16 protein-coding genes and 1 pseudogene are annotated in these 13,988 nt (G+C 67.2%); 7 read left to right on the top strand and 10 right to left on the bottom strand.

Going from position 1 to position 13,988, the window contains the following annotated elements:
• Window positions 1-10: 10 nt before the first annotated feature.
• Window positions 11-508, top strand: a pseudogene (locus tag BN984_RS20140) (pyridoxamine 5'-phosphate oxidase family protein).
• Between the two features lie 170 nt (window positions 509-678).
• On the top strand, window positions 679-2,118 hold the full coding sequence (locus tag BN984_RS14915) for an alpha/beta hydrolase family protein (RefSeq protein WP_049968542.1): 1,440 nt from the start codon (window positions 679-681) through the stop codon (window positions 2,116-2,118).
• Between the two features lie 14 nt (window positions 2,119-2,132).
• Here BN984_RS14915 and thrS read toward each other — a convergent pair whose 3' ends face one another.
• Complete coding sequence (gene thrS / locus BN984_RS14910; RefSeq protein ID WP_049968541.1) at window positions 2,133-4,064, bottom strand: threonine--tRNA ligase; 1,932 nt, start codon at window positions 4,062-4,064, stop codon at window positions 2,133-2,135.
• A 208-nt stretch (window positions 4,065-4,272) separates the two neighbouring features.
• On the opposite strand from thrS, the gene malQ reads away from it, so the two are divergent.
• The 4 genes from malQ to BN984_RS14890 all read left to right on the top strand — a co-directional run bounded on the left by malQ (window position 4,273) and on the right by BN984_RS14890 (window position 8,317).
• Window positions 4,273-5,763, top strand: a complete 1,491-nt coding sequence (gene malQ / locus BN984_RS14905; RefSeq protein WP_049913455.1) for a 4-alpha-glucanotransferase — start codon at window positions 4,273-4,275, stop codon at window positions 5,761-5,763.
• Window positions 5,764-5,826: 63 nt separating this feature from the next.
• Window positions 5,827-6,771 carry a mechanosensitive ion channel family protein gene (locus BN984_RS14900; protein WP_008093663.1) on the top strand — a complete coding sequence of 315 codons (945 nt, stop codon included), beginning with the start codon at window positions 5,827-5,829 and terminating at the stop codon, window positions 6,769-6,771.
• Window positions 6,772-6,899: 128 nt separating this feature from the next.
• Entirely contained in the window at window positions 6,900-7,814 is a 915-nt protein-coding gene (locus BN984_RS14895; protein WP_008093662.1) for a DNA-3-methyladenine glycosylase family protein, read from the top strand.
• Between the two features lie 62 nt (window positions 7,815-7,876).
• The gene (locus BN984_RS14890; RefSeq protein ID WP_008093661.1) at window positions 7,877-8,317 is read left to right on the top strand and encodes a DUF555 domain-containing protein; all 441 of its coding nucleotides are present in this window, start codon (window positions 7,877-7,879) and stop codon (window positions 8,315-8,317) included.
• A gap of 213 nt (window positions 8,318-8,530) precedes the next feature.
• On the opposite strand, the gene BN984_RS14885 is transcribed toward BN984_RS14890, so the two are convergent.
• The gene (locus BN984_RS14885; RefSeq protein WP_008093660.1) at window positions 8,531-8,767 is read right to left on the bottom strand and encodes a UPF0058 family protein; all 237 of its coding nucleotides are present in this window, start codon (window positions 8,765-8,767) and stop codon (window positions 8,531-8,533) included.
• A gap of 267 nt (window positions 8,768-9,034) precedes the next feature.
• Here BN984_RS14885 and BN984_RS14880 point away from each other — a divergent pair, with 267 nt between their 5' ends.
• Window positions 9,035-9,442 (top strand): translation initiation factor IF-2 subunit beta, encoded by a 408-nt coding sequence (locus tag BN984_RS14880; RefSeq protein WP_049968540.1) that lies wholly within the window; start codon window positions 9,035-9,037, stop codon window positions 9,440-9,442.
• A gap of 57 nt (window positions 9,443-9,499) precedes the next feature.
• Here the strand turns inward: BN984_RS14880 and BN984_RS14875 are convergent, their stop codons facing one another.
• The 8 genes from BN984_RS14875 to BN984_RS20135 form a co-directional block, all read right to left on the bottom strand.
• Window positions 9,500-9,679, bottom strand: a complete 180-nt coding sequence (locus tag BN984_RS14875) for a DUF7836 family putative zinc-binding protein (protein ID WP_004976607.1) — start codon at window positions 9,677-9,679, stop codon at window positions 9,500-9,502.
• An 88-nt stretch (window positions 9,680-9,767) separates the two neighbouring features.
• Window positions 9,768-10,766 carry a transcription initiation factor IIB gene (locus BN984_RS14870; RefSeq protein WP_008093657.1) on the bottom strand — a complete coding sequence of 333 codons (999 nt, stop codon included), beginning with the start codon at window positions 10,764-10,766 and terminating at the stop codon, window positions 9,768-9,770.
• 223 nt (window positions 10,767-10,989) lie between these two features.
• On the bottom strand, window positions 10,990-11,973 hold the full coding sequence (gene corA, locus BN984_RS14865; protein ID WP_008093655.1) for a magnesium/cobalt transporter CorA: 984 nt from the start codon (window positions 11,971-11,973) through the stop codon (window positions 10,990-10,992).
• Window positions 11,970-12,125 carry a hypothetical protein gene (locus BN984_RS19820; RefSeq protein ID WP_004976613.1) on the bottom strand — a complete coding sequence of 52 codons (156 nt, stop codon included), beginning with the start codon at window positions 12,123-12,125 and terminating at the stop codon, window positions 11,970-11,972. The genes corA and BN984_RS19820 overlap by 4 nt, the downstream gene beginning before the upstream one ends.
• Window positions 12,126-12,172: 47 nt before the next feature.
• A complete protein-coding gene (locus BN984_RS14860; RefSeq protein ID WP_008093654.1) occupies window positions 12,173-12,799 on the bottom strand; it encodes a DUF6517 family protein in 627 nt (208 codons plus the stop codon).
• 117 nt (window positions 12,800-12,916) lie between these two features.
• Entirely contained in the window at window positions 12,917-13,288 is a 372-nt protein-coding gene (locus BN984_RS14855) for a hypothetical protein (protein ID WP_049968539.1), read from the bottom strand.
• Between the two features lie 38 nt (window positions 13,289-13,326).
• Window positions 13,327-13,749: a hypothetical protein gene (locus BN984_RS14850; protein WP_049968538.1), complete on the bottom strand. Its 423-nt coding sequence runs from the start codon at window positions 13,747-13,749 to the stop codon at window positions 13,327-13,329.
• Complete coding sequence (locus BN984_RS20135; protein ID WP_115819275.1) at window positions 13,746-13,880, bottom strand: rubrerythrin-like domain-containing protein; 135 nt, start codon at window positions 13,878-13,880, stop codon at window positions 13,746-13,748. Before BN984_RS20135 ends, BN984_RS14850 begins: the two co-directional genes overlap by 4 nt.
• Window positions 13,881-13,988: the final 108 nt, after the last annotated feature.

Raw genomic sequence — 13,988 nt, 5'->3', positions numbered from 1 at the left:
TCTTTCTCTCATGTCCGACGACGCGCCGCCCGCGACGACCCGCGACCGCCCGATGACCGAACCGAGTTACGGCATCCCCGAATCGGAAGAGGGGCTCTTGGAGTGGCACCTCGTCGAGACCGCGTTCGCCGACGGCGAGGTGTTCTGGGCCACGACGACCCGCCCCGACGGCCGACCGCACGCCCGCCCGGTCTGGGGCGTCTGGGTCGACGGCGCGTTCCACTGCGGCGGCGGCGAGCGGACTAGATGAGTCAGAAACCTCGCGCACGACCCGCGCCTCTCGGTTCACACCGAAAGCGGAACCGACGTGGTCATCCTCGAAGGCGCCGCCGAGCGACTGGACGCGGAGACCGCCGACGAGACCACGCTCGCCCGCATCGACGACGCCTACGAGGCGAAGTACGGGATTCGCCACGGGACGCCGGTGTTTCGGATTCGACCCGAGCGCGTGCTGGCGTGGTCCGGCTTTCCCGCCGACGCGACGCGGTGGCGGTTCGAGTCGGCCTGAGCGCCGTCGTCTCGTTCCGCTTCGATTCGTCTGTTTTCCCCGCGAATCGGATTTCATATCGCGCTATTTAATTTATTAGTTCGAGAGGCCGGTCCCGGTACCACTCCGCCCGTTCTCACGCTCCGACACGCGGGCCTAGGGTCATTATCGTGTCACTCGTATCACACGGCATGGACCATCTCGAAACCCCGGCGGTACACCGGTTGTTGACCTCGCCCGCCGGCCGACTGCTGACCTCGCGACCGTTCGAGGCGTTCAAAACTCGCTCGCTCCCCCGCGAGTTCGGCGTCGCCCGCGCTCGCGCCGCGGCCGACGTGGCGCTCTCGGACGGGCCGGAAGCGTACCTCCGCGAGGTCGGTTCGCCGCCGGCACCGCACCTCCACGACCGAATCGAACGCGCCCTCGCGCGGTACGCCCGCCTCCGCGGCGCGTACGACGAGACGATGGAGCGCTGGGACAGCGTCTTCTGGGGCGACGACGAGTCGACGCCCGACGAGCGCGTCGCCGTCGAGCGCGAGCGCCGCGAGGTGTCGGAACGGCGGGCCAAGCCGACCGGCATCTTCGGCTTCCTCCCGAAGGAACACCTCGTGCCGCCGGTGAAGTTCGAGACGCCCTCGCCCGAGGACGCGCGAACCCGCTGGCACCACGAACTCGCCGAACCCGAGCGACTGTACGGCTTCGCCGAGTCCAGCGCGGCCGAGGAGTTCCCTCGAGTCGAGCGTTCTGCGACGGTTCGAGGGCCGGGAACCGTCGAGTATCTGCTTCGCTTCCGGTCGCCCTCGCCGCACCTCAGCGACCGGGCGTCTGCGCGGGTGTACGAACCCGTCGACGCCGCCGACGACCTGCCCACGCTCGTCTTCCACTCCGGCTGGGGGATGTTCGACGACCAACTCACCTACTGGCCCGAAGAGGAGTACGTCGCCCGCGCGCTCGCCCCCGAGGGGTACCGGGTCGTCCTCCCCGACGCGCCGTGGCACGGCCGGCGCGAGCTACTCGGTCGATACAGCGGCGAGCCCTACATCGCCCGCGCGCCCGTCGGCCTGTTCACGCTCTACTCGGCGGCTGCGCTGGAGACCGCCGTCCTCACCGACTGGGCGCGGACCGAGGGCGCGCCGGCCGTCGGCGTCGGCGGCGTCAGCCTCGGCGGAACCGTCGCGCTCCACGTCGGGGGCCGGTGCGGCGACTGGCCCGAGTCGATGCGCCCCGACCTGCTGTTCCCCGCGGGGATGCCCGGCGCAATCGACCAGACGCTCCTCGCGGGGGGACTCACGAAACTGCTCGACATCGACGCCGCCCTCGACGCGGCAGGCTGGGCCGGCGAGGCGCTCCACGAGTTCGCGCCGCTGTTGAACCCGCCCAAAGACCCGTGTCTCGCGCCCGAACGCGTCTTCCCGTTCGTCGGGGCTCGCGACGAGATGGCTCCCGCGTCCACGGCTCGCGCGCTCCTCGACGAGTGGGGCGTCCCGAGGCCGAACCGCCGCGAGTGGGACTGCGGACATTTCGGCGTGCTCGCGAACCTCATCAGAGACGAGTCGTTCCGAACGACGGTCCGGCGAGAGTTGGACGCGGCGGCGCGGAACCGCCGGAACAGAGAATCAGTTACTGCCTGAGTCGGTCGCGTTCCTCACTCCGCGTCGGCGAGGAAGTCGGGTTCGGGGCGCTTTTCGTCGTACTCGCTCCGGAGGTGGTCCCGGAACGCCTCGACGCTCACGTCCTTGGCCTCGCGTTCCTTGCGGTCGCGGACGGAGATGGTCCCGTCTTCTTCCTCGTCGCCGCCGACGATGACCATGTACGGGACGCGGTCGGTCTGGGCCTCGCGAATCTTCCGGCCGAGCGTCCACGAGCGGTCCTCGATGTCGACCCGGAAGTCACCGAGTTCGTACTGGAGCTGCTTCGCGTAGCCCATCTGGTCGTCCGAGATGGGCAGGATGCGGACCTGCTCGGGCGCGAGCCAGAACGGGAACTTGCCGTTGAAGTGCTCGATGAGCACCATGAAGAAGCGCTCGTAGCTGCCGTAGAGCGCGCGGTGAATCATCACCGGCTGGTGGTCCTCGTTGTCCTCGCCCGTGTAGGTGAGGTCGAAGCGGTCGGGCATGTTGAAGTCGAGTTGGACCGTCGGGCCGTCCCACTTGCGACCGAGGGCGTCCTTGAACGCGAAGTCGATTTTCGGGCCGTAGAACGCGCCGTCGCCGGCCTCGATGCCGTAGTCGATGCCGCTGTCGTCTAAGACGGCGCGGAGTTGCGTCTCGGCCTGCTCCCAGATTTCGTCGCTTCCGACGGACTTCTCGGGGCGCGTGGCGAGCGCGACCTCGGCGTCCAGTCCGAACGTGTCGAACACCGACAGGATGTTGTCGATGATGAGGTTGATCTCGTCTTCTATCTGGTCGGGGCGGACGAACAGGTGGCCGTCGTCGATGGTGAACGACCAGACGCGAGAGAGCCCCGATAGCTCGCCGCGCTGTTCTTTGCGGTAGACCTTCCCGTCTTCGAAGTAGCGCACCGGCAGGTCGCGGTAGGACCACGACTGCTGGTCGAAGATGGTCGCGTGGCCGGGGCAGTTCATCGGCTTCAGGCCGTACTCCTCGTCGTTCACGTCGAGGAGGAACATGTCGTCGACGTAGTTCTCGTAGTGGCCCGACTTCTTCCACAGCTCCGTCCGGAACAGGTGGGGCGTCTCGACGGGGTCGTAGCCCGCGTCGAGGTTGAGCTGTTTCGCGTAGTCCGCGAGTTCGTCGAGGATGCGCTTGCCGTTCGGCTGGTACAGCGGCAGGCCCGGCCCCGTCGTCTCGTCGATGGCGAACAGGTTGAGTTCCTGTCCGAGCTTCCGGTGGTCGCGCTCCTTGGCCTCCTCGCGCATGTCGAGGAACGCTTCGAGGTCGGACTCGGACTCGAACGCCGTGCCGTAGACCCGCGTCAGCGTGTCGTTTTCCTCGTCGCCGCGCCAGTAGGCCGCGGAGATGTTCAGGAGCTTGACCGCGCCGATTTCGCCCGTCGATTCGACGTGCGGGCCCTTACAGAGGTCCTCGAACTCGCCCTGCTGGTAGAACGACAGTTCGTCGTCGCCGGCGGCCTCCGTTTCGAGGATGTCGCGCTTGTAGGGGTTGTCGGCGTACTTTTCGAGGGCCTCCTCGCGGTCGACGAGGGCGCGCTCGATGTCGAGGTCCTCCTCGATGATGTCGCGCATCTCGTCTTCGATGGCTTCGAGTTCCTCCTGTTCGAGGTCGACGCTCGTCACGTCGTAGTAGAAGCCGTCGTCCGTCCACGGGCCGATGGTCAGTTTGGCCTCGGGGTGGAGCCGCTGGAGGGCCTGCGCGAAGACGTGGGCCGCCGAGTGGCGGAGCACGTCGAGATACTCGTCGGACTGGTCGGTGACGATGACGAGGTCCGCGCCGTCGTGGAGCGGCGTCTCCTTGTCCACGAGTTCGCCATCGACGACGCCGGCGACGGTGTCCTTGCCGAGGCCGGGGCCGATTGCGAACGCGGCGTCTCGCACCGTCGCACCCTCCTCGACGGAGAGTTCCGTTCCGTCGGGGAGGATGACAGCGATATCACTCATACGCGCACGGAACGGACGGGGGAGAATAAGTGTTGTTGAGACGAGCGCGAGCGACGCCCGCTCGCGACCGATTTCGTGCGGGTTGCTAGCACGACAGAGGGTGGGGTCGACGGTCCGACGTGGCCCCGTCGACGCGCTCGCCGCCTCGCCTTCGGTCCCGCCGTTTCGACCCAAAGTACCAATTGGGTCGCACGCGGACCCTGTGGGTATGCGACTTTCTCGACAGAGCGGGGTGTTCATGCACGTCACCTCGGTCCCGGGGCCTCACGGCATCGGCGACCTCGGCGACGGCGCGCGCGCCTTCGTTGACTTCCTCTCCGACGCCGAACAGTCGATGTGGCAGTTCTGCCCCCTCGGGCCGACCGAGCCGGCCATGGCGAACTCGCCGTATCAATCGTCCTCCTCGTTCGCCGGCAATCCGCTTCTCATCGACCTCACGGACCTCGTAGAGCGCGGATGGCTCACCGACGACGACCTCGAACCCGTTCCCGACTTCGACCCTCACGCCGTCGATTACGAACGCGTCGGCGAGTACAAGCGCTCGCGGCTCCGCACCGCCTTCGACCGCTTCGAGGCCGAGGCCGCCGAGGACGACCGCGCCGCCCTCGACGCCTTCCGCGAGCGCGAGGCCGGCTGGCTCGAAGATTACGCGCTGTTCGCCGCCCTGAAAGACGAGTTCCAACGAGCGTGGATAGACTGGCCGACCGAGTTGAAGACCCGCGACCCCGACGCGCTCGCCGACGCCCGCGAGGAGTACGCCGACGAGATTCGCTACCGCGAGTTCGTCCAGTTCTGCTTCGACGAGCAGTGGCGCGCCCTCGCCGACTACGCCGACGAGAAGGGCGTCACCCTCGTCGGCGACCTCCCCATCTACGTCGCCCTCGACAGCGCCGACGTGTGGGCCGCCCCGGAGGCATTCGACCTCACCGAATCGAACGAACCGGCCGTGGTCGCCGGCGTCCCGCCGAACCCGAACGACTCCGGCCAGCGCTGGGGCAACCCGCTGTACGACTGGGAGACGCTCCGCGAGAACGGCTACGGCTGGTGGCTCGACCGCCTCCGCCGCCTGTTCGACCTCGTGGACGTGACCCGCATCGACCACTTCAAGGGGTTCGACGAGTTCTGGGCCATCGACGCCGACTCCGACGACCCCGGCGACGGCGAGTGGCGCGACGCCCCCGGCCACGACTTCTTCGAGACGGTCGAGCGCGAACTGGGCGACCTCCCCTTCATCGTCGAGGACCTCGGCTTCCTCGACGCCTCGCTGGTCGACCTCCGCGACCGGTTCGCCTTCCCCGGCATGCGCGTCCCGCAGTACGCCGACTGGTGCAGCGAGGGCGACATGTACCAGCCGATGCACTACCCGGAGAACTCGGTCGCCTACACCTCGACCCACGACACCGACACGTTCGTCGGCTACTACCGCGACCTCGACGATCGCACCCGCGACTGCCTCCACTACAACATCGGCGCGGACGGCTCGGAGATTCACTGGTCCATCATCGACGCCGTCTGGAACTCCGCGTCCGTCCTCGCGTTCACGACGACGCAGGACCTCCTCGGTCTCGGCTCCGAGACCCGCTTCAACACCCCCGGCACGCAGACCGGCAACTGGGAGTGGCGCGTCACCCGCAAGGGCCTCGACGACGGCGTCGCCGACCGCCTCGCGAACCTCACGGACCTCCACATCCGCAACTGAGGCCGCCGCCCCTCGCCTCGGTTCGACTACACCTTTTTCAGTCGCCCACCCGACGGCAACGGTATGTCTCGCCGCCTCGGCCTCGGCGCGTTCGCCGCCGGGCTCATCGCCGCGGTTCTCTCGGCGCTCGTCCGCGCGACGACCCCCCTTTCGGACTTCGACGTGCCCAACGCCGACTTGCTCCTCTCGAAGGGGCTGTCCGCCGCCGCGGTCGCGCTCGTCGCCTACGGCGTCTACCGGTTTCTCGCCGCGTTCTTCGTCGGGCGCATCGCCGACCGCCGCCGGGCCCACGACGTTCGGAACGTCCTCCGACTCACGCTCGGCGGGGTCGCGCTCGTCGGCGTCCTCGGGGCGTTCACGGAGCAGTGGCTCGGCCTGTTGGTCTCGTTCGGCGTCATCGGCTTCGCCGTCACCTTCGCGCTCCAACAGCCGATTCTCTCCTTCATCGGCTGGTTCTACATCCTCGCGAAGCGACCGTACGCGGTCGGCGACCGCGTCAACATCGGCTCGGTCTCCGGCGACGTGGCCGAGGTTGACTTCCTCGTCACGACGCTCTGGGAGACCGGCGGCACCCTCGCGTCGAACCAGCCGTCCGGTCGGACCGTCACCGTCCCGAACTCGCTCGTCCTCTCGTCCGAGGTCGTCAACTACGGCGCGCTGTTCGACCGCGTCTGGACCGAGGTACCCGTGCAGGTGTCCTACGAGACGGACCTCCCGTTCGTCCGCCAACTCCTCTTGGACGTGGCCGACGAGGAACTCGGCGACGACATGGACGCCGCGATGAAACGCTACCGGGCGAGGCTCGCCGAGTCGCCGCTGGACCTCGACGTGGCCGGCGGCCCGACCGTCAACGTCGCACAGGAGGAGTCGTGGGTCGTCTTCCGACTCCGCGTGCTCGTCCCGCCGACTCGCGCCCAGCGCGTCAAAAACCGGCTCTACGAGCGCATTCTCGACCGACTGGGCGACCACCCGGACCGCGTCAGCTTCCCGGTGAGCCGCAACCGCTGAGCGCGACGTGGGTCGCCGTGACCCGCCTCGCCGCCGCCCCGTCTCGATTTGTCGCCGTCTCGACCCGTCGTCCCGTCTCGTCCGCCGGCATCGAAACCCGCAAATCCCCCGCGCCCAACGTCGAAGCGATGGAGACGGGTGTCATCGACCTCGCGAGCCTCGACGGAGCGTTCGACCTCCAATCGACGCTGGAGAGCGGCCAGTCGTACCTCTGGGACCGCCCCGACGGCCGGATGTACGAGCGCGACGCGGCCCACGGCGGCGACGCGTGGTACCAGACGGTCGTCCCGCCGCTCGACGGCGTCTCCGACGAGTCCGCCGTCGTCAGGGTCCGCCAGACCGACGGCGCGCTGGAGTGGGAGTCGAACCTCGACGCCGTCCCGCTTCTCACCCACCTGCTTCGCCTCGACGACGACCTCGACGCCATCGTCTCGGAGATGCCCGACGAACCGCTCGTCCGGCGGGCCTACGAGGCGTACCCGGGCATGCGACTCGTCCGAGACCCGCCGTTCGGCTGTCTCGTCTCGTTCATCTGCTCGGCGCAGATGCGCGTCTCGCGCATCTTCGGGATGCAGTCGCGGCTCAGAGAGTCCTACGGCGAGCGGGTCGAGTTCGACGGCGAGACGTACTTCGCGTACCCGACGCCCGAGCGTCTGGCCGAGGCCACCGAAGACGAACTCCGCGACCTCAGCCTCGGCTATCGCGCGCCCTACGTCCGGCGGACGGCCGAGATGGTCGCCACGGGCGAGGCGACGCCCGCCGAGGCCCGCGGCCGCGACTACGAGGACGCCCGCGACTTCCTGACGACGTTCGTCGGCGTCGGCGACAAGGTCGCGGACTGCGTCCTGCTGTTTTCGCTCGACTACCTCGAAGCCGTCCCGCTCGACACGTGGATTCGGTCGGCCATCGAGGAGCACTACCCCGACTGCGACCGGGGGAACTACGCCGACACCTCGCGGGCCATTCGCGAGCGCCTCGGCGGTCGCTACGCCGGCTACACCCAGACGTACGTCTTCCACTACCTCCGCTCTGGCGGGGAGTGAGCGGGCGGGAGACAGAGTGGCAAGAAGGTTGATACCCTTCGGCACACAACCTCATCGTAACCATGGACTGCAGAGTCGTCGTCGAGGCCGCGGTCCCGGTGTACGACGTGGAAACCGTCGACGAGGCGGTCCGAATCGCCATCTCGAAGACCGGCGAGATGCTCAATCCCGACCTGAAGTACGTCGAGATTAACATGGGCTCTCGGAGCTCGCCCGGCGGCGAGGAACTCCCTCCCGCGTTCATCGCCGCGGACGAGGCGCTCGTCGCCCTCGAACTGGAGATGACCGTCTTCAACGTCGAACAGGAGGAACACGCCTCGCGCATCGCCCGCAAGGAGATCGGCCAACGCCTCGAAAATATCCCGCTGAAGGTGCTGTCGGTCGAACGAGTCGACGACGATTCGGTCGAGACGGACGGCGAGGGGGACACCCGCGCCGAGACCGGCGCTTCGGACGACGACGACGCGCTCGTCGACTTCGACGACCTCGTCGACGACCGCTGAAGCACGGCTTATCGTCGTCGCGGAGGGGACGTCCCAGCGCCATCGAAAGCCCGTGACGACGCCTCACCTCCGTCAAAACGTTATTTCTGCCCGCGAGCGGAACTCATCCATCGGTTCGGCACGGCGGTCGCTCGGGAGCGTCGTCGCGCGAGAGAGCGGCGCGGTCGCTCTCGGATGTAGGGTCGTAGAGGAGAACGCGTTTCTTTTCTCGGTTCAGTCGGCTTGCGGTGCGAGCGGCTCTGGTTCGGCCTCGTGCATCGCTCCGGTGATTCCCTTCGCCAGTTTAAACACGGCTGCTTTGTGGTCCGTCTTGGACTTGTGGATGGATGTCGGTCGTACGCCGAGTTCGTTGTACTCGACGAGACTGATTTCCTCGTCCTCCCAGGCCTCAATCTGGGTGTGGACTTCTGCGAGCAGACCGTGCAGGTGGATGAGTTCCTGCTTCTTCATGAGCAACCACGGCTTGAGACCGGAGGGATATAGTATTATCTTGAGTCACGTTAGCATCCGACTCCCTTAAACCGCCGATTATGGGGGTCTCAGCGGAAATTTCGTGTTCGAACGTTTTCAATTCGTTTGTTGTTTCGCCCCCTCGATAGCGAGCGTCGGCGGAATCTCACGAGTGGTTTATATAGCTATGTAGGGCGCGCGCCGAGCGCCGGTCGCGCGCGCCGGGGGTCGTGAGAATTTTACCCCGGCGTACGCGTACTGTCGCGCATGGACTACGACGACCAACTGGACCGCGCGCTCTCGGAGTCGCCGGACGTCGCGGAAGGCGGCGACCGCTTCAGCGTTCCGGAGCCGACGGTCCGCCAGGAGGGGAACGTCACGGTCTACGAGAACTTCGCGGCGACCCACGACCGCCTCGCGCGCGAGGCGATGCACGTCCTGAAGTTCTTCCAGACGGAGTTGGGAACGAGCGCCCAAATCGACGACAGAGGTCGCGCGCGGTTCACCGGTGAGTTCCGCCAGCGCCGCATCGCCGACGCGCTCGACGAGTACGTCGAGTCGTTCGTCCTGTGCAGCGAGTGCGGGTCGCCGGACACGAAGTTCGTCACGCAACAAGGTGCCGACGTGCTGAAGTGCGACGCGTGCGGCGCGCTCTCGTCGATTCCCGACATCTAAAAAACGGACGCCAGCCGGGACCGCCCCGGTCGTGAGACGACCCTCTCTCGCTCCTCGCTACTCGAACTGTTTGAGCGTCTGGAGGTCGCGCTCCGTCCGCATGAACTCGGCCGTGCGCCGCGTCGCGCCGCATCCCTGACACGAGTAGTTGTCGCGGTGAGCGGGGAGATCGGTCGGATTCGTCTCCCAGTCCTTTCCACATTCGGGGCACAAGAGTCGGACGAACGCTTCAACCATACCCCGTATATGCTTCGGGGGTGCGGATAAATGTTGTTACGGTTTAGCACGACCGAGAAAAGTGCGGGCCACCGAGCCCACCGAGCGGTTACGCGAACAGGGTACCGTCTTGGACTTCGAGCAGCTCCTTGTAGCGGTTGCGGATGGTGACTTCGGAGATGTCTGCGACCGTCGAGACCTCGCTTTGGGTCACCTTCTCGTTGGTGAGGAGGGCGGCGGCGTAGACGGCGGCGGCGGCGAGACCGACCGGCGACTTGCCGGAGTGGATACCCGTCTCCTTCGCGTCGCGGAGGAGCTGGCGGGCCTGCCGCTCGGCCTCGTCGGAGAGGCCGAGTTCGCTGGCGAACCGCGGGACGTACTGCTCGGGGTCTGCGGGCTTGATTTCGAGCTTCAGCTCGCGGACGACGTAGCGGTACGTCCGGGTGAGTTCCATCTTATCGACGCGCGAGACCTTCTCCAGTTCGTCGAGCGAGCGGGGAGTGCCCGCCATCCGGGCCGACGCGTACAGCGCCGCGGTGGCGACGCCCTCGATGGAGCGGCCGGGGAGCAGGTCGTCGTTGAGCGCGCGGCGGTAGATGACCGAGGCGGTCTCGCGGACGTTCTCCGGGAGACCGAGGGCCGAGGCCATGCGGTCGATTTCGCCGAGCGCCTGCTTGAGGTTGCGCTCCTTGGAGTCACGGGTGCGGAACCGCTCGTTCCACGTGCGGAGTCGCTGCATCTGCTCGCGCTGGCGGGGCGAGAGGGACTTGCCGTAGGCGTCCTTGTTCTGCCAGCCGATGTTGGTCGACAGCCCCTTGTCGTGCATCATCTTCGTCGTCGGCGCGCCGACGCGGGACTTGCTGTCGCGCTCGGCGGAGTCGAACGCGCGCCACTCGGGGCCGCGGTCGACCACGGTTTCCTCGACGACGAGGCCGCACTCCTCGCAAATCGTCTCGCCGTGTTCCTCGTCGGTGACGAGGTGGCCGCTACACTCGGGGCAGACCTGCGCTTCGTCCTGCTGTTTTTCGTCTCGCTCCGACTCGCGGGGACGGACGTCCCTGGCCTTTGCGTCGGTACTGTAGGTTCGGGTGGTTGTGGTGTCGCTCATGGTGGGGTGGAAGGCGCGGATACGTCTCGGCCGGGAAGACCACAGAAGACGAAAGAATAATCCGGCTTGGACTGGCCTTACCATCAGTAAGTCCGAAAAGCATATAAACCTTTCGCCGAGGTTATGCGGGTCAATCGCACGATGTGGGGGGATTTGTCGCCATCTCGCCGACGCGAACCGAGCGCCAGACGTGAGCAATCGGGTAGTATATCTCTTTCGTCGCTTAGAGCCAGCTCTCCCGTCGGAAGTAGACGAGCAGGACGGCGGAGACGAGCGCCATGCCGAGCATCGTCGCCGGGTAGCCGTAGGCCCAGCCGAGTTCGGGCATGTTGAACGCCGACGCGCCGGGGTCGAAGTTCATACCGTAGATGCCGACGACGAGCGTGAGCGGGAGGATGATGGTGGCGACGACGGTGAGCGTCTTCATCACCTCGTTCGTCGACTGCGAGAGCGTGTTGAGGTAGATGTCCCGCGCGCCGCGCGCGAGGTCGCGGTACGTCTCCGTGAGGTCGACCAACTCGACGAGGTGGTCGTACACGTCGCGGTAGTACTTCTCCGTCGACTCGCGGACGTAGTCGGGGTCGCCGCGCGCGAGCACGCCGACGGCCTCCCGCGTCGGCCACACGGTTTTCCGGAACGACAGCAGGTCGCGCCGGACCGCGTTCAGCCCCTCGAGCACCTCCGGGTCGGGACCCTCGAGGATGATGTCCTCGATGAGTTCTATCTCCTCGCCGACCTCGTCCAACAGCCCGAAGTACTCGTCGACGATGCGGTCGATGACGCGGTAGGCCACGAAGTCCGGCCCGAACCGGAGCATCCGGGGCTCCTCCCGCTCGATGGCGTTCCATACGTAGTTTATCGGTTCCAGTTCCCGGCGCGTCAGCGTCACGAGCCAGTCGTCGCCGAAGCAGAGCCCCACGGGTCTGGTCTGGACCTCCTCTTCGAACACCTGTTCGCCGGCGCGGAGCGTCGCCACCCGGACGACGACGAACGTGTACTCGTCGTACTCCTCGGCCTTCGGGCGGGCGTCGTTCCGAACGTCCTCGACCGAAAGCGGGTGGACGCCGAACGCCTCGGCGACGCGCTCGAACTCCTCCGCGGCGGTCGTGCGAACCCACGTGGTCCCGTCGGCGTCGCGCGCGGCGTCCAACGCGGTCTCCTCGTAGGCCGACACGCCGTCGTCGCCGTAGACGAGCGCCGAAATCACCGCACGTCACCCCCGATGGCCCAGAGCGTGATGCCGACCATGACGGCCGTCACCGAGAACGCCCGGCCCGGGTAGGCAACGAGCGACCCGACGCCGTAGCCGACGACGCCGAGCGCCGTCACCGCGATACCTGCGGTCCGTACGCGAGTCATGAAACCATCGACCCGCGGCGACGAGAAAAAGGCTCGCCCGAGGCGGCTTACGCTTCAGACGGGTGTTCGACCGACCGAATCAGTTCGAGGACGTTCTCCTCCTCGCCGTCGAGCTGTTGGGGGTACAGCCCGATTGCGATGACGAAGTCCTCGTTGTGCTGGACTTTCGTCACGTGGACGTACACGTCGACTTCCTGCCCGCCGAACCGCGCGGTGGCGCTGTACTTCGTGACGTTAGTCGTCTCGCCGAGCATCTGGACGTTCCGCGAACTGACCTGCTGGACGTCGCTGAGGCCCTGATACCGGTTGTCGACGAGGCGGATGAGGTCGTCGTTCGAGTAGTCGCCGATGGGGTTCCGGGGCTGGCCGGCGACCTCGACCGCGGGCGTCGAGATGACGCTGAACGAGCCGAGTTTGGCCTCGCCGAAGAAGCCGAGGTCCAGCGTCTTCTCGTACGTCGTGATGTGGTTGCTGGCGGCGATTTTACGCTCCTGCCCGCCGAACGAGAGCGTGCGATTCACCGCGAACGTCTCGGTCCCGTTCGTCTCGTAGCCGGCGTTCTCGGCGACGGTCGCGTCCGTCGTGGCCGGTTCGGATTCGAACGTCAGCGTCTCCTCGCCCGTCAGAAAGCCGATACAGCCGCTGGTGAGCACGAGCGCGGCGAGCGCGAGCACCGCGACTACGCGTCTGGAAGTCATTGCCCCGCCATTTCCCCTCGCCGGGCATAAGTTCGGTGGCCGGGCCGCCGCACCCTCGGCTCGGCCTCGCGGAGCAGTCCGCGGGTTTCTGCCTCAGTCATCGAGGTTCCGCGACTCGTTTTCGCGGCGAATCACGCGGCCGCTGTAGAGGTAGTAGGCGGGCGCGACGAACGGGAGCGCGAACGCCGCGCCGAACCAGAGGTGCCGCGACGCGCCCCAGTCGATGCCCTGCCCGCGGAGCGACTTGATGTCGGCGCGGACGAGTCCCGCGTAGAAGACGTGGGTGACGAGGTAGACTGCGAACGCCGGCTCCGGCCCGATGTACAGCGAGACGCCGGTGAACATGACGAACCCGATGGCGTAGATGACCGGCAACACCCCGCGGTAGCGGCCGCGCGCCGGGCGCTGTTTCTGCTGACGCTCGCGCTCGACCGCCGTCCCGCGGCGGTACTCGTCGGTGCTCATGTCGCTACGGTGTGCCCCGCGGGGAAAAAGTGGTTCGCTCAGCCGAGGTACTTGACGTCGACCTCGTGGGGACCGTCGTCCGTCGGGAGCGCGACGGCCTCGCGGAGGTGGTCGCGGACGGCAGAGCGCCACGCTCGGACCGTCTCCGTGTGGCGCTCGTGGTGAGCTTCGACCTCGTACGGCTCCGGCCGCGTCTCGTCGGGTTCGGGGTACGCGGGGGCGTCGTCGCCGACGAAGACCCGCGGGTCGAGGTGTATCGGCTCGGGGTCGGCGTAGTCCGAGGCTTCGCCGCCGGTTCGGTGAATTCGCGCCCGCATCCGCCCGTAGAACGGCGGGGTGACGCGGAGGACGACGGGGTCGTCGCCCCGGCGGTTCGCCTCGAGGGCGGTCACGAGGTCGTCGGTCGTGACTGCGAGCGAGCGGACGGCGCTCGGGTCGGACGACCCGCGCGCGTCGTTCAATCTCCGGCGCGTCGGCGGCTCGTCACGGACCTAGGCCGCAGTTCGCCGCTACACTCCGGACAAGTCGAGCGGTACGACGCGGCGCTCACGGTCGTTTGACACTCACGACAGACGTACGAAGCGCGTTCCATCGAGCATTCGTACGAGACATGGTGTGTTAAAACTTACCACGGCGTACCATGAGCACCGAACCGCGCCCGCGGGTCCGTGTCCTTTTACCCGAACGGGGCGCAATCCGC

Source organism: Haloferax prahovense, from assembly GCF_000723845.1.
In the GTDB taxonomy this organism is placed as follows: Archaea; Halobacteriota; Halobacteria; order Halobacteriales; family Haloferacaceae; genus Haloferax; species Haloferax prahovense.
The sequence above is the reverse complement of the archived record's forward strand: the minus strand, read 5'-3'. Positions and strand labels throughout refer to the sequence as shown.